General features: G+C 62.6%; 22 protein-coding genes. 11 read left to right on the top strand and 11 right to left on the bottom strand.

The genetic code is table 11. The features are described from left to right. Positions 1-42 precede the first annotated feature (42 nt). From ACW8PS_RS06150 to ACW8PS_RS06170, 5 genes are all read right to left on the bottom strand, one after another. Positions 43-1,119: a branched-chain amino acid ABC transporter permease gene (locus tag ACW8PS_RS06150; RefSeq protein ID WP_491526433.1), complete on the bottom strand. Its 1,077-nt coding sequence runs from the start codon at positions 1,117-1,119 to the stop codon at positions 43-45. After that, positions 1,119-1,364: a hypothetical protein gene (locus ACW8PS_RS06155; RefSeq protein ID WP_491526434.1), complete on the bottom strand. Its 246-nt coding sequence runs from the start codon at positions 1,362-1,364 to the stop codon at positions 1,119-1,121. The genes ACW8PS_RS06150 and ACW8PS_RS06155 overlap by 1 nt, the downstream gene beginning before the upstream one ends. Positions 1,365-1,367: 3 nt before the next feature. Continuing rightward, positions 1,368-2,354: a branched-chain amino acid ABC transporter permease gene (locus ACW8PS_RS06160; RefSeq protein WP_491526435.1), complete on the bottom strand. Its 987-nt coding sequence runs from the start codon at positions 2,352-2,354 to the stop codon at positions 1,368-1,370. Between the two features lie 80 nt (positions 2,355-2,434). Beyond that, on the bottom strand, positions 2,435-3,256 hold the full coding sequence (locus tag ACW8PS_RS06165; protein ID WP_491526437.1) for an ABC transporter ATP-binding protein: 822 nt from the start codon (positions 3,254-3,256) through the stop codon (positions 2,435-2,437). Then, positions 3,253-5,229 (bottom strand): AMP-binding protein, encoded by a 1,977-nt coding sequence (locus tag ACW8PS_RS06170; RefSeq protein ID WP_491526439.1) that lies wholly within the window; start codon positions 5,227-5,229, stop codon positions 3,253-3,255. Before ACW8PS_RS06170 ends, ACW8PS_RS06165 begins: the two co-directional genes overlap by 4 nt. Positions 5,230-5,457: 228 nt before the next feature. Between ACW8PS_RS06170 and ACW8PS_RS06175 the strand changes: the two genes are divergently transcribed. The 3 genes from ACW8PS_RS06175 to ACW8PS_RS06185 all read left to right on the top strand — a co-directional run bounded on the left by ACW8PS_RS06175 (position 5,458) and on the right by ACW8PS_RS06185 (position 8,393). Next, positions 5,458-7,362: a PAS-domain containing protein gene (locus ACW8PS_RS06175; RefSeq protein WP_491526495.1), complete on the top strand. Its 1,905-nt coding sequence runs from the start codon at positions 5,458-5,460 to the stop codon at positions 7,360-7,362. Continuing rightward, on the top strand, positions 7,359-8,060 hold the full coding sequence (locus tag ACW8PS_RS06180) for a response regulator transcription factor (protein ID WP_491526441.1): 702 nt from the start codon (positions 7,359-7,361) through the stop codon (positions 8,058-8,060). The genes ACW8PS_RS06175 and ACW8PS_RS06180 overlap by 4 nt, the downstream gene beginning before the upstream one ends. 201 nt (positions 8,061-8,261) lie before the next feature. Further along, positions 8,262-8,393: a hypothetical protein gene (locus ACW8PS_RS06185; RefSeq protein ID WP_491526442.1), complete on the top strand. Its 132-nt coding sequence runs from the start codon at positions 8,262-8,264 to the stop codon at positions 8,391-8,393. Between the two features lie 2 nt (positions 8,394-8,395). Here ACW8PS_RS06185 and fdhF read toward each other — a convergent pair whose 3' ends face one another. Then, the gene (gene fdhF, locus ACW8PS_RS06190) at positions 8,396-11,170 is read right to left on the bottom strand and encodes a formate dehydrogenase subunit alpha (RefSeq protein ID WP_491526443.1); all 2,775 of its coding nucleotides are present in this window, start codon (positions 11,168-11,170) and stop codon (positions 8,396-8,398) included. A 178-nt stretch (positions 11,171-11,348) separates the two neighbouring features. Here fdhF and ACW8PS_RS06195 point away from each other — a divergent pair, with 178 nt between their 5' ends. Continuing rightward, entirely contained in the window at positions 11,349-11,999 is a 651-nt protein-coding gene (locus ACW8PS_RS06195) for a histidine phosphatase family protein (protein ID WP_491526444.1), read from the top strand. Positions 12,000-12,013: 14 nt separating this feature from the next. After that, entirely contained in the window at positions 12,014-13,057 is a 1,044-nt protein-coding gene (locus ACW8PS_RS06200; RefSeq protein ID WP_491526445.1) for a saccharopine dehydrogenase, read from the top strand. Here the strand turns inward: ACW8PS_RS06200 and ACW8PS_RS06205 are convergent. Further along, the gene (locus ACW8PS_RS06205; protein ID WP_491526446.1) at positions 13,054-13,356 is read right to left on the bottom strand and encodes a DUF3775 domain-containing protein; all 303 of its coding nucleotides are present in this window, start codon (positions 13,354-13,356) and stop codon (positions 13,054-13,056) included. The genes ACW8PS_RS06200 and ACW8PS_RS06205 overlap by 4 nt on opposite strands. 128 nt (positions 13,357-13,484) lie before the next feature. Further along, the gene (locus ACW8PS_RS06210; RefSeq protein WP_491526447.1) at positions 13,485-13,649 is read right to left on the bottom strand and encodes a hypothetical protein; all 165 of its coding nucleotides are present in this window, start codon (positions 13,647-13,649) and stop codon (positions 13,485-13,487) included. 164 nt (positions 13,650-13,813) lie between these two features. On the opposite strand from ACW8PS_RS06210, the gene ACW8PS_RS06215 reads away from it, so the two are divergent. Together ACW8PS_RS06215 and ACW8PS_RS06220 are read left to right on the top strand one after the other, a co-directional pair. After that, positions 13,814-14,056: a hypothetical protein gene (locus tag ACW8PS_RS06215; RefSeq protein WP_491526448.1), complete on the top strand. Its 243-nt coding sequence runs from the start codon at positions 13,814-13,816 to the stop codon at positions 14,054-14,056. 107 nt (positions 14,057-14,163) lie between these two features. Next, entirely contained in the window at positions 14,164-14,811 is a 648-nt protein-coding gene (locus ACW8PS_RS06220) for a pseudouridine synthase (protein ID WP_491526449.1), read from the top strand. Positions 14,812-14,815: 4 nt separating this feature from the next. On the opposite strand, the gene ACW8PS_RS06225 is transcribed toward ACW8PS_RS06220, so the two are convergent. Next, positions 14,816-15,865, bottom strand: a complete 1,050-nt coding sequence (locus ACW8PS_RS06225) for a serine/threonine protein kinase (RefSeq protein ID WP_491526450.1) — start codon at positions 15,863-15,865, stop codon at positions 14,816-14,818. A 50-nt stretch (positions 15,866-15,915) separates the two neighbouring features. Beyond that, entirely contained in the window at positions 15,916-17,361 is a 1,446-nt protein-coding gene (locus tag ACW8PS_RS06230; protein WP_491526451.1) for an aldehyde dehydrogenase family protein, read from the bottom strand. Between the two features lie 164 nt (positions 17,362-17,525). Here ACW8PS_RS06230 and ACW8PS_RS06235 point away from each other — a divergent pair, with 164 nt between their 5' ends. From ACW8PS_RS06235 to ACW8PS_RS06250, 4 genes are all read left to right on the top strand, one after another. Next, positions 17,526-18,179 (top strand): peroxiredoxin, encoded by a 654-nt coding sequence (locus tag ACW8PS_RS06235; RefSeq protein ID WP_491526452.1) that lies wholly within the window; start codon positions 17,526-17,528, stop codon positions 18,177-18,179. A gap of 325 nt (positions 18,180-18,504) precedes the next feature. After that, entirely contained in the window at positions 18,505-19,155 is a 651-nt protein-coding gene (locus ACW8PS_RS06240) for a TetR/AcrR family transcriptional regulator (RefSeq protein ID WP_491526453.1), read from the top strand. Positions 19,156-19,166: 11 nt separating this feature from the next. Beyond that, on the top strand, positions 19,167-20,849 hold the full coding sequence (locus ACW8PS_RS06245; RefSeq protein ID WP_491526454.1) for an ABC transporter permease: 1,683 nt from the start codon (positions 19,167-19,169) through the stop codon (positions 20,847-20,849). Positions 20,850-20,916: 67 nt separating this feature from the next. After that, entirely contained in the window at positions 20,917-22,188 is a 1,272-nt protein-coding gene (locus tag ACW8PS_RS06250; protein ID WP_491526456.1) for a tetratricopeptide repeat protein, read from the top strand. A 21-nt stretch (positions 22,189-22,209) separates the two neighbouring features. Here ACW8PS_RS06250 and ACW8PS_RS06255 read toward each other — a convergent pair whose 3' ends face one another. Next, positions 22,210-23,217 carry an extracellular solute-binding protein gene (locus ACW8PS_RS06255; RefSeq protein ID WP_491526458.1) on the bottom strand — a complete coding sequence of 336 codons (1,008 nt, stop codon included), beginning with the start codon at positions 23,215-23,217 and terminating at the stop codon, positions 22,210-22,212. Positions 23,218-23,368 lie beyond the last annotated feature (151 nt).

Below are 23,368 nucleotides of genomic sequence, written 5' to 3' on the forward strand. Positions count from 1 at the left end.
TGGATTATTCGATGATTTCTTCGTTCGGTCAGGCGGCCGCGCCTAATGCGGGAACGGCCAGAGTCTCAGTTTTTCCTTGGCCAGCCGCCACAGCTGCGCCAGCCCGTGCGGCTCGACGATCAGGAAAAAGATGATCAGCGCGCCGACGATGACGAATTGCAGATGCTGCACGATATCGGTGGGCCAGCCCAGCATATCGACGCCAACAATCTTCAGCGCCACCGGCAAGACCACCATGAACGCCGCCCCGGCCAGGGATCCGAAGATCGAGCCGAGCCCGCCAATGATCACCATGAACAGCACCAGGAAGGATTTCGAGATGCCAAAGGCCTCCCCCACCTCCACCGCGCCCAGATAGATCGAGAACAGCAACGCGCCGGATATTCCGACAAAGAACGAGCTGACCGCAAAGGCCGTCAGTTTCGCCTTCAGCGGGTTCACCCCGATGATCTCGGCGGCGATATCCATATCCCGAATGGCCATCCATTGCCGCCCCATGGATCCGCGTGTCAGATTGCGCGCCACCCAGGCCAGCACGATCACAAAAAACAGCAAGAACAGGTATTTCACCCAGACCTCGGCATTGGCACCCGTCAGCGGCACGCCGAACATGAACCGTTCCGGGGCGTTGATCTGGCCAGAGGCGGAATAGTTGTAAAACCACGGCACCCGGTTGAACAGCCAGACCAGAAAGAACTGCGCCGCCAATGTCGCCACCGCCAGATAGAACCCCTTGATCCGCAAGGACGGCAGGCCAAACAACACCCCGACAACCGCCGTGATCAGCCCGGCCAGCAGCGTCACCGTGACCATGTCCATCCAGACAAATGCCGTCATCAGCTTGTAGGTCGCATAGGCCCCCACCGCCATGAACCCGCCAGTGCCCAGCGATACCTGCCCGCAATAGCCGGTCAGAATATTCAGCCCGATGGCCGCAATGGCATAAATCAGGAACGGCAACAGCACGGCATTGGCCCAATAATCGTTGATCACCAGCGGGATCACCACGATGGCCACAAACAATATCGCGTAGTAACGCCAGCGATCAAATGCGATCGGGAAGGTCTGGTTGTCGGCCTGGTAGGTGGTCTTGAAATCACCGGCTTCACGGTAGAACATCAGACAGTCCCTTCATTATCATGGGTCGGCATGGCCCGGTTGGGCCGTTTGGCATAGCCGGTATTTTCGGAATGGCGCACCAGCCAGAGATAGGCGAACAGGCCAAGCCCGCCGCCCATCGCGGCCAGAATCGCGGCCACCGTCATCTGCCCGGTCTGGGTCACATCCGCCGACAGCGCCAGATATCCAAAGGCCCAGAACCCGGCCCATGCCACGACATTCAGGATGGCGATGATCTTGCTCATGCCTCAGACCCTCTCGATGATCTTCTCGCCGAACAGGCCCTGCGGCCGAAAGACGAGGAACAACAGCGCCAGCACATAGGCGAACCAGTTTTCCGTGGCCCCGCCGATCATCGGGCCGATCGAGAACTCGAACAGAGCCTCGCCCACACCGATGATCAACCCGCCCACGATGGCACCGGGGATCGAGGTAAAGCCGCCCAGCATCAGAACCGGCAGCGCCTTCAGCGCAATCAGCGACAGCGAAAACTGAACCCCCGATTTCGCGCCCCACATGATGCCCGCGACCAGGGCCACGAACCCCGCCAGCGACCACACCAGGATCCACACGAAATTCAGCGAGATGCCGACCGACAAAGCCGCCTGATGGTCATCGGCCACGGCGCGCATGGCCCGGCCCTGTTTGGTGTATTGCGCAAAAGCCACCAGCCCCGCCACCAGCACCGCCGCCACGATCGTGGCCACGATATCGAGATTGTCGATGAAAAACCCGTAGCCGAACCAGTTGAACGTGGCCAGGTCGATCGCATCATTGATGCCCTGCGGCAGCCCGACATCCAGCGTGCGGATCTCGGATCCCCACATCAGATCGCTGAAACCTTCCAGGAAATAGGCCAGGCCGATGGTGGCCATGAACAGGATGATCGGATCCTGCCCCACCAGATGTTTGAAGACCACCTTCTGCACCAGCCAGGCAAACCCGATCATCACCAGCACCGTCAGCGCAATCGCCAGCAGCGCCGGAACCTGCCAGCCAAACTCATGGATCCGGGTGCCGAAGGTAGCGTTGATCAGGGCGGAAAACGGGATCCGGCCTTCCTGAATGCCGACCAGCGTCATGGCCGCAAACAGCGCCATCACGCCCTGCGCATAGTTGAAAATACCGGACGCCTTGTAGATCAGCACAAAACCAAGCGCGACAAGGGAATACATCACCCCGGTCATCAGGCCGTTCAGAAAGACCTCCATTGCAAAGACGAGTTGTTCAGGCATGAGTGTCTCCGTGGCTCGGTATATGCACGGGCTGTGCAGGGGCTGTGCACGGGCTGTGCATCGCGGTTTCTTGGCTCGGGTCAGTCATGGCTGACCCCCAGATAGGCGTCGATCACCTCCTGATTGTTGCGCACCTCATCGGGGGTGCCGTCGCCGATCTTCTTGCCGTAATCCATCACGACCACACGGTCGGACAGGTCCATGACCACGCCCATATCGTGTTCGATCAGGGCAATCGTGGTGCCAAATTCATCATTCACGTCAAGAATAAAGCGGCTCATGTCCTCTTTTTCCTCAACATTCATCCCTGCCATCGGCTCATCCAGCAGCAACAGCTTCGGTTCCGCCACCAGCGCGCGCGCCAGTTCGACCCGTTTTTTCAACCCATAAGGCAACCGCCCCACCGGCGTTTTGCGGATCGCCTGAATCTCGAGAAAATCAATGATTTCCTCGGCCTTGGCGCGGTGTTCCACTTCCTCGCGCTGCGCCTTGCCCCACCAGATCACCTGATCGAGAAAGCTGGAGCTCATGTGATTGAGCCGGCCCGTCATGATGTTGTCCAGCACAGACATGCCTTCAAACAGGGCGATGTTCTGGAACGTCCGGGCGATGCCCTGCCGCGCCACCTGAAAGGGCCGCATCGACGGGCGGCGGGTGCCGTGATACCAGATCTCGCCTTCCTGCGGATTGTAAAAGCCCGAGATCACGTTCAGCATCGAGGATTTGCCGGCCCCGTTTGGCCCGATGATGGCCCTGATCTCACCCTCGCGGATGTCAAATGAGGTATCCTTGATCGCAACAACACCGCCAAAGCGCAGGGTGATGTTGCGCATCTCCATCATCACGCCGCCAATGGTGCGCCCATCCGCGGTCACGAAAGAATCCGAAGCCATATCGTTCATTCCGCTGCCACCCTTGTATGTGCCGTATCCATCACCACCGCCGCGTCACGGATCTGCAATGTGGCGGTCATCTGGCCCTTGCGACCGTCTTCATAGGTCACTTCGGTCTCGGTATAGATCTCGTTCGACCCGTCATAGAGCGCGCCAATCAGATCGCTGAATTTCTCCTCGACGATCTTGCGGCGCACCTTGCGCGTCCGCGTCATCTCGCCGTCATCGGCATCCAGTTCCTTGTGCAGGATCAGAAACCGGTGGATCTGGCAGCCCGACAGCATCGGGTCATTCGCAACTGATTTATTGACCGCCTCGATATGGGCCTGAATCGTGTCCAGCACCCGCGGGTGGCCGGCCAGTTCCTGATAGGAGGCATAGGCGATATTGTTGCGCTCGGCCCAGTTGCCCACTGCCGTCAGGTCGATATTGATGAACGCGGTGCAGCGGTTGCGGCCACTGCCAAAAACCACCGCTTCCAGAATGTCGGGGTAGAATTTCAGCTTGTTTTCAACGTATTTCGGCGCAAACAGGCTGCCATCGGCCATCTGGCCCACATCCTTGGCGCGGTCGATGATGCGCAGATGCCCGGTGCCTTCCTCAAAGAACCCGGCATCGCCGGTGGCGACCCAGCCATCGGGATCCTTGGTAGAGGCGGTGCTTTCGGGGTTCTTGTAATATTCCACGAAGGTGCCGGGGCTGCGGTAGAAGATCTCGCCATTTTCGTGGATCTTGATTTCCACGCCGGGGCTCGGCACGCCCACGGTATCGGCCCGCACTTCACCATCGGGCTGCGCGGTGATGAAAACGGTGGCTTCGGTCTGGCCGTAAAGCTGTTTCAGGTTGATCCCCAGCGAGCGGTAGAAATCGAAGATCTCCGGCCCGATCGCCTCGCCCGCCGTATACCCGACGCGGATGCGGCTGAACCCCAGCGTGTTTTTCAGCGGCCCGTAGATCAGCTTGTCACCGATCCAGTATTTCAGCCTGTCCAGCGCGCTGACCGGCTTGCCATCCAGAATATCGGGGCCGACGCGCCTGGCATGGGCCATGCATTTGTCGAACAGCCACTTCTTGAACCGGCCGGCATCCTCCATCCGGATCATCACATTGGTCAGTTGCTGCTCGAACACCCGCGGCGGGGCAAAATAATAGGTCGGCCCGATCTCGCGCAGATCGGTCATCATCGTGTCGGCGCTTTCGGGGCAATTGACGCAAAACCCGGTCCAATAGGCCTGCCCGATGGAAAAGATGAAATCGCCGACCCAGGCCATCGGCAGATAGGCCAGGATCTCGTCATCGGACCGCAGATTGTCAAATTCGGATGAATTCCTGGCGGTCTCGATCACGTTGCGGTTGGACAGCACCACGCCCTTGGGCTTGCCGGTGGTGCCCGAGGTATACAGCATCACGCAGGTATCATCATATGTCTGGCTGGCCTCGCGCTCCGCCAGTTCCTTTGCAAACCGGTCATGCGCGGCGCGGCCTTCGGCCTTCACGTCTTCCATCGCATGCATCTTGGAGTGGTCGTATTTGCGCAACCCGCGCGCGTCGAGATACAGGATATGTTCGATCTGATGCACGGTCTCCTGCACCTCGATCACCTTGTCGACCTGTTCCTGATCGCCGCAAATGGCAAAGCGCGCGCCGGAATGTTCCAGCACATAGGCCATCTCTTCGGCCGATGCTTCCTGATACAGCGGCACCGGCACCGCGCCGACCTTCATCGCGGCAACCATCGACCAATACAAGGCCGGCCGGTTGCGCCCGATAATCGCGATATGATCGCCTTGTTCGACCCCAAGCGCCAACATCCCGGTGGCAATCGCCTCGATCTCCTCGGCGGTCTCGGACCAGGTCCAGCTTTGCCAGATGCCGAACTCTTTTTCCCGATAGGCGGGTTTGCTGCCAAACTGAGCCGCGTTCCGGGCCAAAAGCTCCGGTACGGTTTTCGGCGCGCCCGAACCTGCGACGATCTGAGTCAAATTCTGTCCTCCCCTCACCGGCCCCCTTGCCGATGTCTTCTGCCACGGGCTCATATCCCTGACCCCGCCAGCAATGGCTGGCAAATTTTGCCTGACTTTGTCGCAATCCTAACGAATTGTAACAAGATGCCCAGGGGCAGGACCCCAGAGGGCTTGGCGATGGCGCGCAGCATGGTGTAGCCAACTGGCAGAGAAAAGGAACACGCATTGGCCCGATCCGACGCCACGATGAAGATGACCCAGGCCGGGCTGAACCTCATTCAGCAGGCGCTGTCGATCTATGACAGCGATCTGCGCCTGGCCGTCTGCAACCGCCCGTTCCAGACCATGTTCGGCCTGCCCGAAGATCTGGTCACGCCCGGCGCATCCTTCGAGCAGACCATCCGCTATCTGGCGGCATCCGGCGAATATGGCGCGGTCGGAGATATCGGTGATTTCGTGCAGAGCCGCGTCGATCAGGCCCGCGCCTTCGTGCCCCATTACATGGAACGGACCCGGTCGAACGGGCATACCATCAGCGTCGAGGGCAGCCCGCTGCCCGGCGGCGGCTGGATCACCGTCTATACCGACATCACCGCGATCAAGACCCAGGAGGGGCTGTTGCGCGCCCGCTCCGAGGAATTGTCCGATCAGGTGCTGACCCATGCCGAGGAACTGGCCCGGACCAACCGTCAGCTTGCCGCCACCATCGCCCAGCTGGAAGAGGCCAAGCGCGGCCTGGCCGAGATGGAGGCCCGCATCCGCCTGACCACCGAAATGATGCCGGCCCATATCGCCCATGTCGATACCGACCAGATCTACACCTATACCAACCGCCGCCTGTCGACGGTGCTGCCCGGGCGCAGCGCCGATATCACAGGGCTGCATTTCAACGACGCGCTGGGCCATAGCACGGGGCGCCGCCTGCGCCCCAATCTGACCCGCGCCCTGGCCGGGCAATCCAGCGTGTTCGAATTCACCGACGAAGACAGCGGCCGCCGCATCCGCACCGCCTTTACCCCCGATACCGGCCCGGACGGCCAGATCAACGGCGTCTATCTGCTCTCGACCGATGTCACCGAAGAGGCGCAGGCGCGCGCCGTGCTGGCCCAGACCCGCAAACGCGAACTGGCGGCACAGCTGACCAACGGGCTGGCGCATGATTTCTCCAACCTGCTGACCATCATCCTGGGCCTGCAAAGCCGGCTGGCCAGGCTGCCGCTGCCTGAACCGGCCCGCGAGATGACCACCGCCACCATCGCCGCCGCGCGGCGTGGCGGCACCCTGCTGGATCGCATCGCCCATATATCCGGCCCGCGCGAATTGCTGCCCGCCCCGGTCGATCTGCGCCGGTTCTTTGAAACCTTCGCGGCGCTGGCCCGCGCGCCCCTGCCCGACAATATCGCGCTGTCGATCACCCAATCGGTGCCCGGCGAACTGGTGCTGCTGGATGAAGGCTCGGTGCAGGACAGCTTGCTCAATCTGGTCCTGAACGCCCGCGACGCCATCGGCGCGCAAGGCGGCGAGATCCGCATCCTGGCCCATAAGGTCCGCGATACCTGGCTCGATATCGCGGTCGAGGATACCGGGCCGGGGTTTTCGCCCGAGGCGCTGAACTACGCGCTGGATCCGTTCTTCACCACCAAGGGCCAGGCCGGGTCCGGGCTGGGCCTGTCGATGGCCTTCGATCTGGCCAAGCTGTCGGGGGGCAATGTCAAACTGGAAAACCATCGCAACGGGGCCCGGGTCACGCTGCGTCTGGCGCTGCGCCCGGTGCCGGCCGATGCCGCGCAACCGATGCTGGTGCTTCTGGTCGAGGATATGCCCGCGCTGCGCGTGTCGGTGCGCGAAATGCTGACCGATATGGGCCATCAGGTGATCGAGGCCGATAATTTCGCCGAGGCGCTGACGCTCTCCGATCTGCCCGCCATCGATGTCGTGCTGTCCGATATCAAACTGCCCGGCAGCACCACCGGCGTTGACCTTCTCGAACGCATCTCGGGCCAGCGCCCGGATCTGAAACTGGCCCTGATGACATCGCTTCCCGAAACTGATCTGCTGCGCCAACGCGGCGCGAAACGCTGGCCGGTGCTGGCCAAACCGTTCAATTCGGGGCAACTTCACGCTATCCTCAGCAAGGCCAACCCGGCATGACCCAGCCCTTGATAACCATATTGGACGACGAGCCGCAGATCCGGCTGATGCTGTCCGAGGCCTTGCAGGAAGCCGGGTTTCGCACCGCGACCTATGCCCGCGCCACCGAGTTCGAGGCCGCCTTGCGCATCACCACCCCCGATGTCTGCCTGGTCGATCTGGGCCTGCCGGATCGCGACGGGCTGGCGCTGGTGCATCGTCTGGCGCTGGAATCCGGCGCCTCGATCATCATCATCTCGGGCCGGGCCCAGGTGCAGGACCGGGTCACCGGGCTGGAACTGGGGGCCGATGACTATATCATCAAACCGTTCGACCCGGCCGAGGTGGTGGCCCGCGTCCGCGTCCGCCTGCGCGACACCAAACAAAAAAGCGCCCAAAGCGAGACCGCCCGCTTTCAGGGCTGGACCGCGCATTTCGACCGCTATGTTCTGGTCGCGGAATCGGGCGATGAAGTCAGCTTTTCGCATGCCGAAGGCGAGGTGCTGCGCCTGTTCCTGAACAGCCCCAAACGCCTGATCAGCCGCCAGCAGATGCAGGAAACGCTTGGCGGTGCGGCCGGCGAAAGCTTTGATCGCGCCATGGATGTGCGGGTCTCGCGCCTGCGCACCAAACTGCGCGAAGACCCGAAAAACCCCCGCCTGATCAAGACCATCTACGGCGCGGGCTATATCTTTCTGGGCGATGTGGTCTGGGGCTGACACGCGGCGGCGGATAGGCGGGTATCGGCCCCTTGAAAGACAAGAAAAACACCACTTCATGGCATGTCTGGCAAAACCTGACCCTCATGCATCCGAGATTGGCTATAGCGTGTCGCGCCTGATCGGATTCGAGCATTCATCACCCGGACCGAGGCAGCGTTCGCGCAATCGAATGCGTTCGGGCCGGCCGGTGAATTCGATTTGGCGCGACCCGCTCTAAGCGTGCTCAGCCCCGGCCTCGGCCCGATGGGCACGCGGTTGATCATCGGCGCGGGCGTCGGGCTTGTCGCTGCCGCCTTCTTGCCCTTCATCCGCGGCAGCCTCGGCATCTGACCCTACTGCGCCGCCACCGCATCAATCTTTTCCACCTTCACGGCGGCAAATTTGAATTCGGGGATCTTGCCGTAGGGGTCGATGGCCGGGTTGGTCAGCACATTGGCCGCCGCCTCGACATAGGCAAAGGGCACAAACACCATATCCTCGGCAATGGCCCGGTCGGCCCGCGCCATGATCTCGATCGAGCCGCGCCGCGTGGTCAGGCGGATCATCTGGCCCGGCACCACCCCCATCAGCTTCAACGTGCGCGGGTTGAGCGAACAATTGGCCTCCGGCTCCACCGCATCCAGCACCTTTGAACGCCGCGTCATCGACCCGGTATGCCAATGCTCCAACTGCCGGCCGGTGGTCAGGATCATCGGATAATCGGCATCGGGCACCTCATCGGGCGCAATCACATTGGCGGGCGTGAACCGGGCCCGCCCATCGGGCCGGGGGAAACCATCGCCAAACACCACCGCCTGGCCGGGATCGGTGGGCGAGAGCGACGGGTAGGTCACGGTTTCGGTTTCCAGCCTTTCCCAGGTGATATTGTCGAGGCTTTTCATGTTCAGCTTCATCTCGGCAAAGATCTGGCTGGGGTGCGTATAGCTCCAGTTCAGCCCGATCCGCTGCGCCAGTTCCACCGTCACCGCCCAATCCTCGCGCGCGTCACCCGGCGGGGCCACGGCGGGGCGCACCATCTGCACCTGCCGGTTGGTATTGCTGACGGTGCCCGATTTTTCATAAAGCGTTGAGGCCGGCAGAATCACATCGGCGAAATTCGCCGTCTCGGTCAGGAAAATATCCTGCACCACAAGATGCTCCAGCCTGGCAAAGGCGGCGCGGGCGTGATCGACATCGGGGTCAGACATGGCCGGGTTTTCGCCCTGAATATACATGCCCTTGATATCGCCGGCATACACCGCATCGACAATCTCGGTCACGGTCAGGCCCTTTTCATTCGAAAAGTCCCCGGACCCCCAGATATCGGTGAAATTCTTGCGGATCCTGTCATCGGTGACGCTCTGGTAATCGGGCAGGAACATCGGCACCAGCCCGGCATCCGAGGCACCCTGCACATTGTTTTGCCCACGCAGTGGGTGCAGCCCGGTGCCCGGACGCCCGACATGGCCGCACATCAGCGCCAGCGAAATCAGACAGCGCGAATTATCGGTGCCGTGAATATGCTGGCTGATCCCCATGCCCCAGAAAATCATCGCCGCTTTCGCGGTCGCAAACAGCCGCGCAACCTCGCGGATCCGGTCCGGCGCGATGCCGCAAATGCCCTCCATCGCCTCGGGGCTGAAATCCTTCAGATGCGCCTTTTCGGCCTCCCAATTCTCGGTATAGGCCGCGATATATTGTTCATCATACAAGCCCTCCTCCACGATCACATGGGCGATCGCGTTCAGCATCGACACATCGGCACCGGGGCGAAATTGCAGCATATGGGTCGCATAGCGCCGCAGGCCGACGCCGCGCGGGTCCATCACAATCAGCTTGCCGCCGCGTTTGGTGAACTGCTTGAAATAGGTCGCGGCAACGGGGTGGTTCTCAATCGGGTTGGCCCCGATCACGATCGCCACATCGGCATTCTCGATCTCGTTGAACGTGGCCGTCACCGCGCCCGAGCCGATATTCTCGATCAGCGCCGCAACCGAGGACGCATGGCACAGCCTCGTGCAGTGATCGACATTGTTATGCCCAAATCCCTGGCGGATGAATTTCTGAAACAGATAGGCTTCTTCATTGGTGCATTTGGCGCTGCCAAACCCCGCCACAGACCGCCCGCCATGGGTGTCGCGCAGATCGGTCAACCCGCCCGCCGCCTTGTCCAGCGCTTCTTCCCAACTCGCTTCGCGGAAATGCGTCTGCCAGTTGGCCGGGTCCACATTCAGCCCCTTCGCGGGCGCATCGTCGCGCCGGATCAGCGGTTTGGTCAGCCGGTGCGGATGGTGGATATAATCAAAGCCAAAGCGCCCCTTGACGCAAAGCCGCCCTTCATTGGCCGGGCCATTCAGCCCCTCGACATATTTGATCCGGCCATCCTTGACCTTGAGGCTGACCTTGCAGCCAACACCGCAAAACGGGCAGACGCTTTCGGTCTCGCTGTCGAAATCGGCACTGTCGCCAACTTGATCAGCGTCGACCACAGTGGCCGGCATCAAGGCCCCGGTCGGGCAGGCCTGCACGCATTCACCGCAGGCCACACAGGTCGAGACCCCCATCGGATCGTTGATATCGAACACCGGCCAGGCATCATGGCCGCGCCCGGCCATGCCGATCACATCATTGACCTGCACGTCGCGGCAGGCCCGCACGCAAAGCCCGCATTGGATACAGGCATCCAGATTGACCGACATCGCCACATGGCTGTCATCGAGCAGCGGAATGCGGCCTTCCTCCAGCTTGGGAAACCGGCTGACGGAAACCCCGTTCAGATCAGCCATGTCCCATAGATGGCTTGATTTGTCATGCGCTGCCGCGCGTTCCGGCTGATCGGCCAGCAACATCTCGATCACCATCCTGCGCGCCGTTCTGGCGCGGCCCGAATTGGTCACCACCACCATGCCCTCGGCCGGTTCGCGGATGCAGGACGCCGCCAGCACCCGCTCGCCCTCGATCTCGACCATGCAGGCGCGGCAATTGCCATCCGGGCGGTATCCCGGCGCAGGCTTGTGGCACAGATGCGGAATCACCAGACCGCGGCCATTGGCCACTTCCCAGATCGTCATGCCCGGCGCGGCCACGACGTCTTCGCCATCAAGCTGGAAACGGATATTTTCGGACATCTGCGGCTCTCCCGGATTCGCGCCAGATCATTCTATGCCAAAGCGCGCCGGTGAAAAGACCACCATCCGCGACCGCCCCCGGCGCTTTTCCGTCATGGCACCTGCCAATGCCCGGATTGCCCCCCTTTTCCCCGCCCCGCCAAGGCCCTAAAAGGCCATGATCAGGAGCCGCACCACCATGTCCCACCTCACGCTTGTCCGCCACGGTCAGGCCAATACCACCGCCCGCGATGAGGTCAGCTATGACCAGCTCAGCGAATTGGGCGTGCAGCAATCCGCCTGGCTCGGGCAATATCTGACCGCCTCGGGCGAAGTTTTCCCACGCAGGTTTCGCGGCGATCTGCACCGGCACCGGCAAACCGCGCAGGCCATGGGCGTGACCGATGCCGTGATCGACCCGCGCTTCAACGAGCTTGAATATTTCACCCTGGCAAATCTCCTCGAAGCTCAGCACGGCGTGCCCCTGCCCACCACCCGCGAGGGTTTCGTCACCCATCTGCCGCAGGTTTTTACCGCCTGGCATCAAGACCGGATCAAGGATGCGCCCGAAAGTTTCGCCAGTTTCGAGACCCGCGTGGGCGAGGCCCTGAACGCGGTCAGCCAGGGCGATGGCCGCGCCATCATCATCACCTCGGGCGGCGTCATCGGCATGGCGCTGCGCATCACCATGGGGCTCGATGTCACCGCCATGTCGCGGGTCTGTCTGGCGGTCGAAAACACCTCGCTCAGCCGCTGGTTGCCGCTGCAAGGGGCGCTGGCGCTGACCCAGTTCAACGCGCTGCCCCATCTCGACCAGCCCGACCGCCAGTTCGCCCGCACCCATCTGTAAAAGGACCTCCCCCCATGCCCCATCTCTGGGTTCGCGCCGAACAACGCGCCAATGAACAACGCTGCGGGTTGACGGCCGAGGGCACCCGCGCCCTGATTGCGGCGGGCATTCGCGTGACGGTGGAACACAGCAGCACCCGCGCCGCCGGGCTGACTGGCTACGCCGATGCCGGGGCCGAAATGGCGGCTGAAAACAGCTGGCCCGACGCCCCCGCCGACGCCATCATCTTCGGCCTCAAGGAACTGCCCGAGGATGGCACGCCGCTGACCCATCGCCACATCATGTTCGGCCATGCCTATAAGGGCCAGCACGCGGGGCGTGCGCTGCTGGATCGGTTCAATACCGGCGGCGGCACGCTCTATGATCTGGAATATCTGGTCGATGACAGCGGGGCGCGGGTGGCGGCGTTCGGCTATTGGGCCGGGTATGCCGGGGCGGCGGTGTCGCTCAAGGCCTGGGGCGCGCAGGCGCGCGGCCAGATCTGCGGCCCCGTCACGCCCTATGCCGACAAAGACGCGCTGTTGGAGGATCTGGGCCAGGAACTGCAAGGCCACGCGAAACCGCCCGCCGCCCTCGTCATCGGGGCGCTTGGCCGGGTCGGCACCGGGGCCGCGGATCTGTGCATGGCGATGGGCCTGGAGGTCACCAAATGGGATATGGCCGAGACCGCCCGCGGCGGCCCCTTCCCCGAAATCCTCAACCACCCGATCTTTCTCAACGCCATCTTCGCGCGCCCCGGCACGCCGGTATTCGTGCCCGAAACGGCCCTGACCCGGCCCCGAGACTTGCGCGTGATCGGCGATATCGCCTGCGACCCCGACAGTGATTACAACCCGGTTCCGATCTATGACCGCGCCACCACATGGGCCGCGCCTGTCCTGCGTGTGGCGACCGATCCGGTGCTCGATGTGATGGCCATCGACAATTTGCCCTCGATGCTGCCGGTCGAAAGCAGCCAGGATTACGCAGCCCAGCTTCTGCCATCGCTGCTGACACTCACCGATCTGAATTCCGGGGTCTGGGGCCGCGCCAAAACCATGTTCGACGCGAACGCCTAGGCCGAGCTTGGCTCGATGCCCAGCTCATCCAGCCCGCTTTCCAGATGGTCCGACATATGCGGCGTGCCGATCAGGTAATCGGCCGTCGGCGTGGTGCGCTCCGAATAGGCGGTGGCCAGCGCCTCGCGGAAATCACCCGGCTCGAAACTGCCGCGCCCGATCCACATGATGGCCACCAGTTCGGCCTGCTCATCATCATTCAGCGCCTCGATGAAGCCGCGCAGCTCGCCCTCGGCCCGATCCAGCTCATGCCCCATCAGGATGATCTGCGCAATTTTATGGGTTGAGATCGCCAGCATTGCCTGCCCCCCTGATCCTATACGTTACATCACGCCCAACTGTGCGCTTCTTTGAACGATCTGGCAATCAGGAGGCCATTGGCCAAAAGGTCACAAGAGCGGCCAACCAAGGCCGCCCTGATTCTCGATCAGCCAAAATGGCGGTTTCCGACGGTTCGGTCGCGCAAGGCTTCGGCCCCGCCCAGAAGCATCCAGATACGAAATGTGGTCATCATATCTCCGGCCCGTCCCATTTCATCAGGATGGGTTTCCTTCAGCTTGATCACCCGCACTTCGCTATTGTTGTTCACCATGACGTCTACCCTATCGGTCTACGCCCCCACTGGCCCGACCCTGCCGCACTCCGGTTTATGACGGGTTAACGCGGGCCCGGCCCAATCGGAACAAATTGAGCCAACCGATAAAAACCCTTGCCCGATCGACGCCATGCAGGTCTACTCGTCGGATGGAAACCGGTATGCTCATCCTTCTCGTCATACAGGGCCTGGCCTTCGCGGTCTGGGCGTTTTTCTTTTTCAAGGCGCTGTTTCAGATCCGCGCCATCGCGGCGCGCGCAACCGACAGCTTCAACCCCGGCCCGGTCTCGTTTCTGGCGGCGGCACGGGGCTGGATGCGCGACCCCGCCACCCGCACCACCCGTATCGGCTGGCTCGTCGCCTTTGCCGTGATGATCCTTGCAAACATTCTGACGGCAATTTAGATCGCGCCGCTGCAATAAAGCACGTCTCCGAAAATCTGCGATCCGCAAGTTTGCGAACGTGCAATAGCGCTTTGCCCTCGCGCGCCGCAAAGGCTAGACCGCGCGCCATGGCCCATGACTACCGCCCGCCAGAGGCACCGCTGGCAATATTGCATCATGATCACGAGATTCTGCTGGTCAACAAACCGGCGGGGCTGCTTTCGGTGCCCGGGCGCGGCGATCACCTGCGCGATTGCCTGATCAGCCGCATTCAGGCGGTGTTTCCCACCGCATTGCTGGTGCATCGGCTGGATATGGACACCTCCGGCCTGATGGTCTTTGCCCTCACGCCGCATGCGCAACGTCACCTGAACCTGCAATTCGAACAACGCCGGGTCAAGAAAACCTATGTGGCGCGGCTCTGGGGGCAGGGGCTGGACAAAACCGGCACTATTGATCTGCCGCTGATCGTCGATTGGCCGAACCGGCCCTTGCAGATGGTCTGCCATGAGACCGGCAAACCGGCCCTGACCAAGTGGCGCGTGATCCGGTCGGGCGGCGGCGAAACCCGGGTCCGCCTGAGCCCCGAAACCGGCCGCACGCATCAATTGCGGGTCCATTGCAAGGCCATTGGCCATCCGATTCTGGGCGATCCGTTCTATGCCACCGGCCCGGCCCGCGATCATCCCCGCCTGATGCTGCACGCCGCCACGCTGCGCCTGAAACACCCCGATTCGGGGCTCGGCATGACCTTCACCGCCAAGCCGGAATTCTGAACACCTAGCGTTTCAGCACCCGGTCGGTCAGGTTCTGCCGCCCGGCCACAATATCATTGACCAGCCCGGCCAGCTCCGGCGCATCCGCAATCAGCAGCGCCAACTCATCCAGCCGATTGGCCGCGATCAGATGCAGGATATCTTCGCGCACACGCCCGCCGGTGCGCGGAAACTCCACCACCGCCTGGACCAGTTCGGCGCGGGCCTCCGGCACCAGGGCACGCAGATCATCACCCGCCAGTCCGGTCTCGAAAAACGCATACACCCCAACGCCGCGCGCCGGCAGCGCATAGGTGCAGAGCAGGATATCGGAGATATCTTCCCGCGCCGCAATGGCGCGCAGCGCAGGCCCGTCACGCGCGATCCGATCCTCGGTGCCCTCGCCATCGGACCAGTTCATCAGCCGCCGGGTGACAAAATTATAGACCCGCTTGCCGGTCGCCATCCAGATCCGCGAGGGCAGCGATTTGCGCGCCAGCATGCGGCGTTCCGAGGCCACCAGCAGCCCCCCCGCATAGGCGCGTTTCTGTTTCAGAAGATGGCGCAGATCCTCGCGCGCCAGCAGCAAAAACCAACGCCCCTTGCGCGGATGCACCGAGGCCAGTTGAAAATCAATCACCGCGGCGCGGCCCTGCGGCGTCATCAGCCAGTTTTGCGGCTTGGCAATGTCATTATGCGCCACGCCGCGCGCCCGCATCTGGCGCAGCAACCGTTTGGCGTCACGATACCAGGCCGCATCGCCGGGCCGGGCCAGATGCAGCGGCGTGCCTTCGGTCCAGCTTCGCAACAGCCCCACCCGATCGACCCGCAGCAGCTCCGGCACGCCCTCAATTCCCGCCACCGCGCGCAGGCCGCGCACTTCCTTGCGGGCCAGATACCAGGCAACGGGCCGGGCATACCAAGGCACCCCGTCCAGCTTGCGCAGCACCACCTTGCGGCTCGGATCCTCTGCCAGATGGCCGACGATGGTCTCGGAAAATATATCGCGCTTGAGCACCGTTTCGGGCACAAAACTCATCGCATCCATGTCAGGCCGCGCCCCAGAATAAAGCATCCCGCGCCTTCTCTGCCCCGGTTGCCCTCACATTGCAAATCCGCCCGGCCTCAATCGTCCTCAGGCGACCAGCCCGACACCGCCTTGACCTCCAGAAAATCCAGCAAGCCCCAGACCCCGCCTTCGCGCCCATTGCCCGATTTCTTCATGCCGCCAAACGGTGCCCCCGCACCGCGCGCCTGGCCGTTCATTTCAACCATGCCCGAGCGCAGGCGCCGCGCCATCCGGTTGCGCCTGGCCCCATCCTGGCTCTGGACATAATTGGTCAGGCCATATTCGGTGTCATTGGCAATACGCAGCGCCTCGGCCTCATCCTCGAACGGAATGATCGACAGCACCGGGCCAAAGATCTCCTCGCGCGCAATGGTCATGTCATTGCTGACATCGGCAAACACGGTGGGGCGCACGAAATAGCCCCGGTTGAACCCTTCGGGGCGGCCCAGGCCACCGGCCACCAGCCGCGCGCCCTCCGTAATGCCTACCTCGATCAACCCCTGGATCTTGTCATATTGCGCCTGGCTGACCACCGGTCCGATATGGCGGCCGGGCTCTGACGCCATGCCAATGGCGGTCTTGTCGGCCACATCGGCCGCAATCTCTACCGCTTGGTCATAGATACTGCGCTCCACCAGCATCCGGGTCGGCGCATTGCATGATTGCCCGGTATTGTTGAAACAATGCAGCGCGCCGCGTTTCACCGCCTTTTCATCGGCATCGGCAAAGATCACATTCGCGCCCTTGCCGCCCAGTTCCAGATGCACCGGCTTCAGCGTGTCCGCCGCCGATTTCGAAATGGCGATGCCGGCCCGTGTCGATCCGGTAAAGCTGATCGCATCCACATGCGCATGGCTGGTCAGCATGGTGCCAACCCCGGCACCATCGCCATTGACCAGGTTGAACACGCCCGCAGGCACCCCCGCCTCATCCATGATCTCGGCAAAGAGCAAGCCCGAAAGCGGCGCAATCTCGGATGGTTTCAGCACCATGGTGCAGCCCGCCGCCAGCGCCGGAATGGTTTTCAGCGTCACCTGATTCATCGGCCAGTTCCAGGGCGTGATCATGGCGACAACGCCCACCGCCTCATGGATGATCCGATCATTGGGCGCGTGATCACCCAGCGGTGCCTCGAACTCGAAATCCTTCAGCGCGGTGATGAAGTTCGAAATGTGCCAGATGCCCGCACCGACCTGCGACGTTTTCGCCAAATCAATCGGCGCGCCCATCTCGGTGCTGATCGCCTGCGCCATGTCATCGGCGCGGGCCTTGTAAACCTCCAGAATGCGCTCCAGCAGCGCCAGCCGCTCAGCCTTGCCGCTCTGTGACCAGCCCTCGAATGCGGCCCGCGCGGCAGCCACGGCGGCATCGACATCGTCCTGCCCGCCTAGCGATATGGTGGCGCAAACCTCCTCGGTCGAGGGGTTGATGACTTCGAAACCCTGCGCCGCGGCGGGCGCGACCCATTGCCCGTTGATGTAGAAATCGGTGGTGTTCGGCATCGTCACTCTCCCCTGAATTATCGCCGCGCAACCTGTCACCGGGCGGGCCGCTCCGCAAGACCTGGCCTCGCGCCATTTCGCCGATACCGGCCCGGCCCCCCTTGCCCCGGCCTGCGCAAGGGCACATCTTGGGCTCAAACCACCCCCAAAAAAGGACATGTCCCATGGGCCTGCGCATCAATGATACCATCCCCGATCTCACCGTCGAAACCGATCAGGGCAGCTTTTCGCTGCATGACTGGATCGGCGATAGCTGGGCGATCCTGTTCAGCCACCCCAAGGATTTCACGCCGGTTTGCACCACAGAATTCGGGGCCGTCGCGCAATTGGCCGATGAATGGGCCGCGCGCGGCACCAAGGTGATCGGCGTCTCCGTGGACGGGGTCGAGGATCACAAGAAATGGAAGGCCGATATCGAGGCCGTGGGCGGGGCCAAAGCAGGCTTTCCGATCATCGCCGATGAAGATCTGGCGGTCTCCAAAGCCTTCGACATGCTGCCCGCCGAAGCCTATCTGCCCGATGGCCGCACCCCCGCCGACAGCGCCACCGTGCGCGCGGTCTTCATCATCGGGCCGGACAAGCAGCTCAAGCTGTCGATGACCTACCCGATGAATGTCGGGCGCAACTTTGCCGAGGTGCTGCGCGCGCTGGATGGCCTGCAAACCGCCGCCCGCGAAAACGTGGCCACGCCGGCAAACTGGCAGGTCGGTCAGGATGTCGTAGTGCCCACCACCGTCAGCGACGCCGATGCCATCGCCAAATACGGCTCCATCGAGACCAAACTGCCCTATCTGCGAATGGCAAAACTGCCGGGCTAGTCATACCGCGCGTCACGATACGCGGGCAGCAGACAAACGTAAATTGCGCCGCCGGGCAGTCATCCGGCGGCGCTTTATCATCGCCGATGCGCAAGCCGGGCGAGCGCCTGTCCGTGGGCTGACGCAGCGACGCTTTTCCGGAGCCGTTTATCTCCCGGCCTGCATCCGCCCCATGACCGATGCGCCGCCCTCACCAAAGCGCCAGCCGCCGGAGCGCGGCCGTGCCGCAGGCGATCCGCCCGAAAATGACACATCCGTCATTTAAAAGTGACACTTGCGTCACTTATTTGCCAGAAGGCCCCTTGCGTGATAGGCGGCAGAGGCGATGACTGTCCGGAAACCAGACAAAACCCATGGCTGGCGCGGCTCGGCAGAGCTGTGGCTCGATGCCGGCTATGAACGGCTGATTTCGGGCGGTATCGAGGCCGTGAAAATCCAGCCATTGGCCAAGGATCTGGGCCTGTCGCGCACCAGCTTTTACTGGCATTTCGCGGATCGTGACGCCCTGCTGAGCGCGATTGTGGATCGCTGGAGCGCGCAGAACACCGGCAATCTCCTGGCCCGCTGCGCCGCCCCCGCAAAAACCATCTGCGGCGCGGTCTTCAACCTCTTCGATTGCTGGATCGATGCCAGCCTGTTTGACGCGAAACTGGATCTTGCCATCCGCAACTGGGCCCGGAACGATTCCGGTTTGCGGGCCCATCTCGATGCCGGTGACGCAGCCCGAATTTTAGGGATTTCCAATATGTTTCAAAGGTTTGGCTATAGTGAAACCCAGGCCCGCACCCGCGCTCATACGATGATCTTTACCCAGGTCGGCTATTACGCCATGGCACTGGACGAAACCCGGGCGGAGCGTCTGCGCGCCATGCCACCCTATGTCGAGGTCTTTACCGGGCATGCGCCCAGGCCAGATGAGATCACGGCCTTCTTTTCGCGCCACGCTCTGGTGGACGAGGCCGCCGGATTGGCCTAGAGCAATTGGGCATGAAACTAAGCCGACGATATCGCTCAGGTAACTGGCTGGCCGCTCTGGCCTGGGGCGCGGCCGGTCTCAGCCTGCTGCCGATCATCGCGGTGGTGCTGGCGGCGGTCACCGGCGGGTTCGACACGGTCTCGGGGCTGATGGCCACCGTGCTGCCGCGCTATGCCCGCACCACGCTCTACATGGTTCTGATCGTCGCCACCGGCACCGCAATCATCGGCACCGGAACCGCCTGGCTGGTGACCATGACCCGGTTTCGGTTTCGCCGTGTGCTCGAGATCGCGCTGGCCCTGCCGCTGGCCTTTCCGGCCTATGTTCTGGCCTATGCCTATACCGATTTTCTGGATCATCCCGGTTGGGTCCAGGCCACGTTGCGCGATCTGACAGGATGGGGCCCGCGCGACTATTGGTTCCCTGAAATCAGGAGCTTACCGGGTGCCGCCCTGATGCTGATGCTGGTGCTTTACCCCTATGTCTACCTGCTGGCGCGGGCCGCGTTCCTGCAACAAAGCGCCACCGCCTATATCGCGGCGCGCACGCTTGGGCGGGGGCCATGGGCGGCCTTTTTCCGGGTCAGCCTGCCGATTGCGCGCCCGGCCATCGCCGGTGGCGTGTTGCTGACGATCATGGAAACCATCGCCGATTTCGGCACCGTGTCCTATTTCAATGTGCAGACCTTTGCGACCGGGATTTACCAAAGCTGGTTTTCCTTTGCCGATCGCGCCGCCGCCGCGCAACTGGCGCTGACCCTTCTGGGCGTGGCGCTGTTGCTTGCCGCACTTGAACGCGCGCAGCGCAGCCGCCAAAGGCATCATGGCGCCGGCCGCCGGTTCGAGGTGATGGTGCCGCCCCGCCTGACCGGCTGGCGCGCCGGCGCGGCGGTGACGTTCTGCGCATTGCCGGTGACGCTCGGCTTTTTGCTGCCTGCGGGGCTGCTGATTTCGATGGGGTCGGCATCGGGCCAGTTGATCCTGACGCCGCGCTATCTCGGCTTTTTGCAAAACTCGGTCACGCTGGCCGCAATCGCCGCTGTTGTCACGGTCACCGCCGCGGTGCTGCTTGGCTTCAATGCCCGCCTGCACCCGAGCCGCGCCAACCGGGCCGCGGTTGCCATTGGCGGGCTTGGCTATGCGGTGCCGGGCGGGGTGATTGCGGTCGGCCTGATGGTGCCCTTTGCGGCTTTTGACAATGCGCTGGATGCCTGGATGCGGGCGACATTCGATATTTCCACCGGCTTGCTGCTGACCGGGTCGATCTGGCTGCTGATCATGGCCTATACGGTGCGGTTCATGGCGGCGGCACTTTCGGCCTATGATGCCGGTCTTGCCACGATCAACCCCAATATCGACGCCGTGGCGCGCACCCTTGGCCGGTCACCCACGACCATGCTGCGCGGCGTGCATCTGCCGATTTTGCGGCCCTCGCTGCTGACCGCGATCCTGATCGTGTTTGTCGATGTGATGAAGGAGCTTCCCGCCACCTTGATCATGCGCCCCTTCAACTTTGACACGCTGGCGGTTCAGGCCCACAGGCTGGCCGCCGATGAGCGCCTTTCCGAGGCCGCGGTGCCCTCGCTGGTGATCGGCGCGGTGGGGCTGTTGCCGGTGATCATCCTGTGTTGGAGCCTGGGCCGCGAGGACAAGACCGAGGCCAATTTCGTGCCCGACCCGGTGGCCGCCGACTGAGCCCGGGCCTTTGACAGCGCCCGGCCTGGCATCCATGCTGATTGCCACCCCGAACCCGGAGACAGCAATGCAAACCGACATGTATGATCTGCCGATTTCGACCCGTTCCGCCGATGCAGCCGATGCCTTCCGAACCGGGCAGCACCGCCTGCTTGGGGCCGAGGCGGAAATGGTCGATGCCTTCGCGCAAAGCGTGGCCCATGACGCGGGCTTTGCGCTTGGCCATGCCGGGCTGGCCCGTGCCCGCCAGTTCAGCGGCGACATGGCCGGTGCCAGGGATGCGATAAACACCGCCCGCGACCTGACCGGTGGCATCACCCCCCGTGAGGCCGGGCATATCCACGCCATGGGCCTGTTGATCGACGGCAAGACCCCCGCGGCTTACACCGCCATCCGCGCCCATGTCGCCGATCACCCGCGCGACGCGGTTCTGGCGCAGACCTGCAGTTCGGTATTCGGTCTGATCGGGTTTTCCGGGCAACCGGGCCGCGAAGCTGAATTGCTGGCCTATAACGCATCGCTGCTGCCACATTACGGCGAGGATTGGTGGTGCCTCAGCCAATATGCCTTTGCCCTGTGCGAAACCGGGCAATTGGCCAAGGCCAGCAGTTATATCGATCGCTCACTGGCGATCAATCCCGACAATGCCAATGGCGCCCATGTGCGCAGCCATATCCTCTATGAGACAGGCGATACCGGTGCCGGGCGCAGCTATCTGGCCAACTGGGTTGGTGCCCATGACCGCAACGCGGTGCTGCACGGGCATCTGTCCTGGCATGTTGCGCTGTGGTCATTGGATCAGGGCGATGAGGCCACGATGTGGGCGATCATGGATGCCGATGTGGCCCCCGATACCTGCAAGGCGCTGCCGATCAATGTGCTGACCGATACCGCGTCGCTTTTGTTCCGGGCCGAGGCGGCGGGCGTCACCGTGGCTCCGGAACGCTGGCACCAGATCAGCGATTACGCGACGCGTTGGTTTGCGAAATCCGGCAATGCCTTTGTCGATATCCACGCCGCCCTGGCCCATGCCATGGCCGGCAATGCCGAGGCCCTGTCACAGATCATCACCGCGCCGAAAGGCCCGGCCGCCGATCTGGTGCCGGATCTGGCCAAAGGCTTTGCCCGGATCGCGGATGGCAATTGGGCAGCGGCCACCGACCATCTGACCGCCGCAATGGCCGATCACGCCCGGATCGGCGGCAGCCGGGCGCAGCGAGATCTGCTGGAACTTGCGTTACTGACGGCGCTTCTGAAACAGGGCCGGACCGAAGAAGCCCGCCATATCGCAGCCCTGCGGCGCCCGGTGCTGGCAGCCGCGGTCGGGCGCGCGGCATAGAGGCGGAACAGGCGGGCTCGTTTAAGGCCAGCCGACCGCGTTGAAGATGCGCTGCGCGGTGGGGATGTTATCGGCCACATCCGACAGGTTGACCGTATCGGCTTCAAAATCGCCAAGCGCCGCCACGGATGGCGCAAGCGCCACACCTTCCACCACCGGATATTCGTCATTCCCGGCCGAGAAATATTCCTGCGCCTGATCCGATGCCAGATATTCCAGAAACAAGACAGCCGCATCGCGGTTCGGCGCATAGGCCGCCACGCCGCCGCCCGACAGGTTCATATGGGCACCGTTGCCCTCCTGATCTGGAAACACCCATCCGATCATGTCGATAGCGTCGCTCACGCCCTCGACCTCGCGGCGCAGGGCGCGGGAAAAATAGTAGCTGTTGGAAACGGCAATGCCGCATTCGCCCGACACCACGCCGCGGATCTGATCGGTATCACCGCCCTGCGGCGAGCGGGCGAAATTGCTCACCACCCCCTGCGCCCAGTCCCGCGCCGCCTGTTCGCCCTCATTGGTCACGATCGCAGCCAGCAGGGTCTGGTTATACATGTTGCTCGAGGACCGGATACAGACCAGCCCCGCATAGGCCGGATCGGCCAGATCGGCATAGGTCATGGGCGGGTTTTGCACGGTGTCGGTGTTGTAAAAGATGATCCGGGCGCGTTGCGAAAAGCCGAACCACCGGTTGTCGTTATCCTGCAAATTCGCCGGAATGCGGGCCTCGAGCACCGCGCTTTCGACCGCCTGTAACAGCCCGGCCTCGGCGGCGCGTTGCAGGCGCGAGGAATCGACCGTCAGCAGCACATCGGCGGGCGAATTTCTGCCCTCCGCCTGCATCCGCGCGATCAATTCATCGGCATTGCCTTCGATCCGGTTGATGGTGATGCCGGTGGCATCGGTGAACTCGGAATAGAGCCGTTCATCGGTCTCGTAATGGCGCGAGGAATAGAGGTTCAGCTCCTGCGCCTGACCGATACCGGTCATCAGGGTGGTTGCCAGAAGCATTGTCAGAGTCAATTTCATGGGCTTGGTCCGGTTGTTGATAATTGATTGAAAGACTCAGGCTTTCAGCGTCTTGATACACCGCCATATTCCCACGTCAAGATTATCTGACAAAATTACTTGGGATTAATTGCCGCTTGCGCCCGGCCCGAGCCAAAGGCACGGTGCAGCG

The sequence above is a fragment of the Alterinioella sp. genome, from assembly GCF_058343375.1.